Source organism: Lacinutrix sp. (genome assembly GCF_037625555.1).
GTDB lineage: Bacteria > Bacteroidota > Bacteroidia > Flavobacteriales > Flavobacteriaceae > Lacinutrix.
Genome location: NZ_JASJHV010000065.1, coordinates 37819 through 44224 on the forward strand (window position 1 = coordinate 37819; position 6406 = coordinate 44224).

10 protein-coding genes and 1 pseudogene are annotated in these 6406 nt (G+C 29.9%); 4 read left to right on the forward strand and 7 right to left on the reverse strand.

Annotated elements, in window-relative coordinates:
- Window position 1: 1 nt before the first annotated feature.
- A complete protein-coding gene (locus QNK89_RS05290; RefSeq protein ID WP_340169983.1) occupies window positions 2–172 on the reverse strand; it encodes a DUF5522 domain-containing protein in 171 nt (56 codons plus the stop codon).
- Between the two features lie 49 nt (window positions 173–221).
- Here QNK89_RS05290 and QNK89_RS05295 point away from each other — a divergent pair, with 49 nt between their 5' ends.
- Window positions 222–551, forward strand: coding sequence for a hypothetical protein (locus tag QNK89_RS05295; protein ID WP_340169985.1), 330 nt, complete (start codon window positions 222–224; stop codon window positions 549–551).
- Between the two features lie 95 nt (window positions 552–646).
- Here QNK89_RS05295 and QNK89_RS05300 read toward each other — a convergent pair whose 3' ends face one another.
- Together QNK89_RS05300 and QNK89_RS05305 are read right to left on the reverse strand one after the other, a co-directional pair.
- Window positions 647–898: a hypothetical protein gene (locus QNK89_RS05300; protein WP_340169987.1), complete on the reverse strand. Its 252-nt coding sequence runs from the start codon at window positions 896–898 to the stop codon at window positions 647–649.
- Between the two features lie 230 nt (window positions 899–1128).
- The gene (locus QNK89_RS05305) at window positions 1129–1338 is read right to left on the reverse strand and encodes a hypothetical protein (RefSeq protein WP_340169989.1); all 210 of its coding nucleotides are present in this window, start codon (window positions 1336–1338) and stop codon (window positions 1129–1131) included.
- Between the two features lie 229 nt (window positions 1339–1567).
- On the opposite strand from QNK89_RS05305, the gene QNK89_RS05310 reads away from it, so the two are divergent.
- The 3 genes from QNK89_RS05310 to hemL are packed head-to-tail and all read left to right on the forward strand — an operon-like array spanning window position 1568 to window position 4590.
- On the forward strand, window positions 1568–2476 hold the full coding sequence (locus QNK89_RS05310; RefSeq protein ID WP_340169991.1) for a pyridoxal-phosphate dependent enzyme: 909 nt from the start codon (window positions 1568–1570) through the stop codon (window positions 2474–2476).
- A gap of 3 nt (window positions 2477–2479) precedes the next feature.
- On the forward strand, window positions 2480–3304 hold the full coding sequence (locus tag QNK89_RS05315; RefSeq protein ID WP_340169993.1) for a glucosaminidase domain-containing protein: 825 nt from the start codon (window positions 2480–2482) through the stop codon (window positions 3302–3304).
- A gap of 5 nt (window positions 3305–3309) precedes the next feature.
- Window positions 3310–4590, forward strand: a complete 1281-nt coding sequence (gene hemL, locus QNK89_RS05320) for a glutamate-1-semialdehyde 2,1-aminomutase (protein ID WP_340169995.1) — start codon at window positions 3310–3312, stop codon at window positions 4588–4590.
- Window positions 4591–4668: 78 nt separating this feature from the next.
- Here the strand turns inward: hemL and QNK89_RS05325 are convergent, their stop codons facing one another.
- The 4 genes and pseudogenes from QNK89_RS05325 to QNK89_RS05340 all read right to left on the reverse strand — a co-directional run.
- Entirely contained in the window at window positions 4669–5034 is a 366-nt protein-coding gene (locus tag QNK89_RS05325; RefSeq protein WP_340169996.1) for a hypothetical protein, read from the reverse strand.
- A gap of 173 nt (window positions 5035–5207) precedes the next feature.
- Window positions 5208–5642, reverse strand: a complete 435-nt coding sequence (locus QNK89_RS05330; protein ID WP_340169997.1) for a hypothetical protein — start codon at window positions 5640–5642, stop codon at window positions 5208–5210.
- A 197-nt stretch (window positions 5643–5839) separates the two neighbouring features.
- Window positions 5840–6181: a hypothetical protein gene (locus tag QNK89_RS05335; RefSeq protein ID WP_340169998.1), complete on the reverse strand. Its 342-nt coding sequence runs from the start codon at window positions 6179–6181 to the stop codon at window positions 5840–5842.
- Window positions 6182–6184: 3 nt separating this feature from the next.
- A pseudogene (locus QNK89_RS05340) lies at window positions 6185–6406 on the reverse strand (lysine--tRNA ligase); the annotation flags it as partial.

Below are 6406 nucleotides of genomic sequence, written 5' to 3' on the forward strand. Positions count from 1 at the left end.
ATTAATCCTTTTTTTTTATTGAACTTGTTTTTTTATTGAAGCCATAAGGGCAATGTCTACAAACACTTTCGCAACAGTAGCCTCTTTTTAGATGGTATTGTTCTGTGAAACATCTATAGCCTTCGGGTGTTAAGTAGAAGTCTCCTTCTTCTAATGGAATATATTTCTTCATTTATTACAAAGATAATGTAAATTGGAGTGATTTTTGAAACCAATAATTTATGATTTTAATTTCGAAATATTTAGTACCAAGAGGTTATACAGGTATAACTATTTATCCATTTTTTTTTATAAAGTTTAAAGCCTTGAAAACTGATGTCGTGTTAATTAATCATGAGAAAATTCATTTAAAACAACAATTGGAATTATTGATTCTCTCTTTTTATATTTTTTATGTTACTGAATTTTTGGTTAAAATTTTTAAGTATAAAAATTGGGAACAAGCTTATAGGAATATCTCTTTTGAGCGTGAGGCTTATAAAAACCAAAACGACCTTAACTATTTAAAATCAAGGCCAATTTGGGGCTTTTTGAATTATATAATCGATTAATACTTAATACAAAGCTTTCTTGTATAATTGCGTATTATCTGTAAATACAATTTTTATAAGTAAAGCATTATTAGATTTTATGATGCCTTTTAATACTACTGTTTAGAATCAATAGTATTGTACGTCATTAAACGCTTTCCAAGGATATTATATACTTCAATACTTTTAATTTCTTTAGACTGAGAAATCACTTTTAAATGATTACTAGAAAGTACTTTTATTTCGTTAGAATCTACAGTGTAATCATTAGTATATAAAGTATCGTTAGTGTTTACTATTTCAGACCTATTATCAAAAGTACCAGCATTTGTGTTAAAAACGTAAGGTGAGGATTTAAGGTCATGCACAACATTTAACTCGTTGTTCTTTAAAAAGATGTCCTGGCTAATAAATAATGGATCTAGATGGTCAATACCTATTCTATAAACCGTTTGACTAGCAGCATGGTATCCTAAAAGGAATAACGTATGATGTTTGTAATGGTAAAGGTTTACCTTACGTTTTTAATTTTAAATTTGGAGCTGTCGAGTAAAACGTAACATCGTTTCCACCAAACATCATCTCTTATAATATCTGCTCAACAACCTCCAGCGCCTGAAGACCAGTAATTACCATTTGTACTACAGTCCCAGTCTATTAAAGTACAGCTTGAGCCTACACTTAATTCTGCACCAGCAGTGGTACCACAATCATCGGTACGTACTGCTTGCCCATAACTAGTAAGCGTAGTTAATAAGAATACTAATAATATAAATATTTTAGATAGATCACTCTGTGATGTATTCAATTTTCTATGTAATTTTGTTTGTATAATTTTAAGTCGTATTGTTATTACTTAATGCTTGCTTCTACATTTTTATGAGAGAGTTAGTGTTTGCTTACACTCAAATATATTAAAGATGATAAAAAAACACAAGATTAACAAATTTGAAAGCAAAGATAATTTGTAAAATACATAAGAACAGGATGAAATACAATTTTATTTTAATTTTAGGTGTATTCATACCATAAAAAATATGTTTCAGGAGATAAAACCATTGAATACAGTAGTGGCTTTGGAAGGTTCTAAGGCTATTTTGGTATGTTTAAAAAGAGAGGATGAAATACACCCAATAGTCTCTGGAAACAAATTTAGAAAACTAAAATACAATATTGAAGCTGCTAAAAAAGAGAATAAAAAAACATTACTCACTTTTGGAGGTGCTTTTTCCAACCACATTGCAGCAGTTGCAGAAGTTGGAAGGTTATTTAATTTTAAGACTATTGGTGTTATTAGAGGAGAAGAGTTAGCTTCAAAAATAAACGAAAATGCTACGCTAAAATACGCTAAAGATTGTGGTATGGTTTTTAAATTTGTAACCAGATCTCATTATAGAGCTAAAGATAGTTTGGTGTTTACAGCATTGTTAAAGCAAGAGTTTGGAGATTTTTATTGCATACCAGAAGGTGGTACTAATGCGCTTGCTGTAAAAGGCTGTGAAGAAATTTTAAAAGAAGAAGATTTTAATTTTAATTACATATGTGCATCAGTAGGCACTGGAGGTACATTAGCAGGTTTAATTAATGGCTCAAAGCCTAGTCAAAAAATTTTAGGTTTTTCAGCATTAAAAGGAGACTTTTTAAAAAAAGATATTAGTAAATTTGCAACACAAGATAATTGGGAGTTATTGTCTAATTATCATTTTGGAGGTTATGCTAAAATAAATAAAGAGTTAATAGCGTTTATTAATAACTTTAAGGCTACTAATAACATACAATTAGATCCTATTTACACAGGAAAAATGCTGTTTGGAATTCAAGACCTTATTGCTAAAAATTATTTTCCAAAAGGCTCTAAAATATTAGTAATCCATACAGGTGGATTGCAAGGTATTGCTGGCATTAATGCAAGATTAAAACATAAAAATTTACCATTAATACATTAATTAATGAATAGACTATTTACAATTATTTGCTTACTAGTTATTTTATCTAGTTGTGGTTCTCAAAAAAAAGTTTCGACTAGGAAATCTAAAAATAAAACCAATCGTGTTGTTAAGGTAACCCAAAAGAACAAAGATAATGCTCCAAAGGTGGTTATAATGCAACCAGAAGAAACTAAGGAGCCTGTTAAAGATACTCCAGAAAATTATGCGACACCAACAGATGAGTATATTGCCATTTATAGTAACATTGCTCAAGACGAAATGCGAAATTATGGAATACCAGCAAGTATAACTTTAGCTCAAGGTATTCTAGAGTCTGGTTCAGGAAAAGGAAGACTTTCTGTAGAAGCTAATAACCATTTTGGTATTAAATGCCATAAAGGATGGACTGGTGGAAAAATTTATCATGACGATGATGAAGATCAAGAATGTTTTAGAAAGTATAAAAACTCTAAATATTCTTTTAGAGATCATTCTTTGTTTTTAAGAGATCGTAAACGTTATGCAGGTTTGTTTGAACTAGCAATAGGTGATTATATATCTTGGGCAAAAGCTTTAAAAGCTGCAGGTTATGCTACAGACAGAAAATATCCTCAAAAAGTAATAAGTTTAATAGAGCGCTATCAATTGTATCGTTTTGATAACGAAGTTTTAGGAGTAGAGTCTAGTTTAAACAATAAGCATACTGTTGTATCTGGAGATACTTTGTACTCTTTATCTCGAAAGTATAATATTTCTGTTCCAGAATTAAAAGCCTTAAACAGTTTAGAAACAAACAATTTATTTGTAGGACAAGTAATATATATTAAGCCTATTATTAAAGATTAATTAAAATGATTTATAAACGTAGTAGTACGCTTTTTACAGAAGCGGAGAAAGTAATTCCTGGAGGTGTAAATTCTCCTGTTCGTGCCTTTAAAGCAGTTGGAGGAACACCAATATATGTAAAAGAAGCAAAAGGCGCTTATTTGTTCGATGAAGATGGAAATGTATTAATAGATTATATTAACTCTTGGGGACCAATGATTTTAGGTCATGCCTACCAACCAGTTGTAGATGCTGTAGTAGAAAAAGCACAAAAAGGAACTTCTTTTGGTATGCCTACAGAAATTGAAACTAAAATTGCAGAGTTGGTAGTTTCTATGGTGCCAAATATAGATAAAATACGTTTTGTTAATTCTGGAACAGAAGCCTGTATGAGTGCTGTGCGTTTAGCAAGAGGATTTACAGGAAAAGATAAAATTATAAAGTTTGCTGGTTGTTATCATGGACATAGCGATTCGTTTTTAATACAAGCAGGAAGTGGAGCTGTAACTTTTGGTAGTCCAAATAGTCCAGGAGTAACAGCAGGTACAGCAAAAGATACCTTGTTAGCAAACTATAATGATTTGGCAAGTGTTGAAGCTTTAGTTGCGGCTAATAAAAATGAAATAGCTTCTATTATTATTGAACCTGTTGCAGGAAATATGGGTTGTATTCCACCTATAAATGGATTTCTTGAAGGCTTAAGAAAATTATGTGATGAACCTTCTATTTTATTAATATTTGATGAGGTCATGACAGGTTTTCGTCTTGCAAAAGGAGGTGTGCAAGAATTATTTGGTGTTAATGCAGATATTGTTTGTTTTGGTAAAGTTATAGGAGGTGGTTTGCCAGTAGGCGCATTTGCAGCAAGAAATGAAATTATGAATCACTTAGCACCTTTAGGTCCTGTGTACCAGGCAGGAACTTTAAGTGGAAATCCGTTGGCTATGGCAGCAGGTTTTGCTATGCTTACAGCTTTAAATACTGATGAAAACGTTTTTAAGCGTTTAGCAGAAAAGACCGAATATCTTCATAAAGGTTTGACTAAAGTGTTAACAGATAATAATATTATACATACTATAAATAGAGTAGGTTCTATGATTTCTGTTCATTTTGATGACACTAAAGTTGTTGATTTTGAAACTGCTGCAAAAGGAAATAATGAGACTTTTAAAACCATTTTTCATGGCATGTTAAATCAAGGTATTTACATTGCACCTAGTGCTTTTGAAACTTGGTTTATTACTGATGCTTTAACGTATAAAGATTTAGATGCAACAATTGCTGCTTGTATTACTGTTTTTAAGTAAATAGTTAATTACTTGAGCACAAAAAAAAGCGATTACTTGAGTAATCGCTTTTTTTGTAGTTTATTTTTTTAATAAAACTTAATCTTCTACATCTTCTAAAAGTTCTTCTTGTTTAGTAGCTATTAAGTATCTTTTGTATAAATCGTTACCTAAAGCATCTTTAATGCTAGACTGAAGTTTTTTATTTGTTTTTAAAAGCACCTCATTATATTCTGTAGATCCAGAAGTTAAATACTTGTCTAAAGAATAAATTTTGTTTTCGTAAGCTTGGTATGCATTGTAAACTTGCTCTAATTTGCTGTCGTTAAATTTAAGAACAGAACGTAACTCTTTAGCCTTAACTATAGCTTTTTCGTTAATTTCAGCTTGATCTTGAGCCATTGCAGATTGAGTACCAATTAATAGTGCAAAAGCAAAAAAGCAAAATGTAAATATTTTTTTCATTATTATAGTTGTTATACGTTAATAACTCAAAGAAAAGCTATTTTGTTAAATTTTGCAAATAAAAAAGTACCGAATAAAAATCGGTACTTTTTTAACTTTATTAAGGTTTAATTTTAAAGCTATTATTCTTTAGCTTTTTTTTCTCTCCTTTGTTTCATTTCTCCAGATCTCTTCTAAATTTTTTGTTTAGCACCTTTTGCTCTTCTAAGTTGAGATTGTTTGTTAAACATTTTATATTGCTCTTCTGTTAAAATCTCCTTCATTGCTCTTTTAGTAGCAATTTGTTGGTCTAATTTATCATTAGCCATTTGTAGTTTTTCTTCTTTAGTAGGCTTTTTTCCTGCTTCTAAATAAGCCATTCTTTTTTCCATTCCTGCTTTGCGTAACTCAGCATTTTTAAGATTTAGCTTTTCAACTTTTGCTTGTTGTTCATCTGTAAGATCTAAAGTAAGTGTTAATTTTTTAGTTTGAAGTTCAGCCATTTCTTTTGGTTCCATATCTTTCATATGTTCCATTTTTTGCTTTCTTAACTGGTGCTGTTCTTTCTTTTCTTGAGCTGTTACTTGCAGTGCAAATAACGCTAATGCTAAGATTAATAATTTTTTCATTTTTATTTTGTTTTAAATTGTTTTTACCTTCTTAGGACACTAAAATAATAAAATGGTTTAAAAGCGGTTGTTTTTTATATGTTTTAATTAACAGATTGCGCTTTTGTAACTAATTCTAAAGTGGCTTGATAAAGTGGTTTTTTTCCATTTTACTTTTAAGCCATGCGAGTACGTCTTCATACCAAAGTGGAATATTTTTAAATAAATTTAGGAAATACTTTTTCATTCTTGGCAATATTCCAGAATAAAACCGAGTCGATTTTAGCAAGGTTAGCCTTTGTTTTTAGTACATTGAATTGGCTTAAGTAGAATTGAAAGCTTAATAATATTAAAACTAAAGTAGAAGGTATAAATACTCGTTTTTGTTTGTAATAAAAAATAGTAATAAATAGCCCTAAAACAATAATAAGAATTAAAGGTGTTGCATAAAACAAAATGCTTAATGGAAATAAATAATCTTTAATTACAAAATGAAGTAAAATAAAAAAAGTATACACTCCATGAATGTATGCTTTATATTTATATAAGAATATAATCATTTGTTATACCACCTCTACAAACAAACCATCATCAGTTTTGCTAACCTTAGCAACACCTATTTTTGTTAATCCTTTTATGGTTTTATCCCATTTTTTATTACTTAATCCAGACTGATTTTTCAACTCGTTTAAATCAGTTGATGTGTTTTTCTTTAAGATTTCAAACACTGCTTTTTCATCCTCACTCATTGTAACGCCTTTTTTCTCTGGTCGCATTTGTGGGAA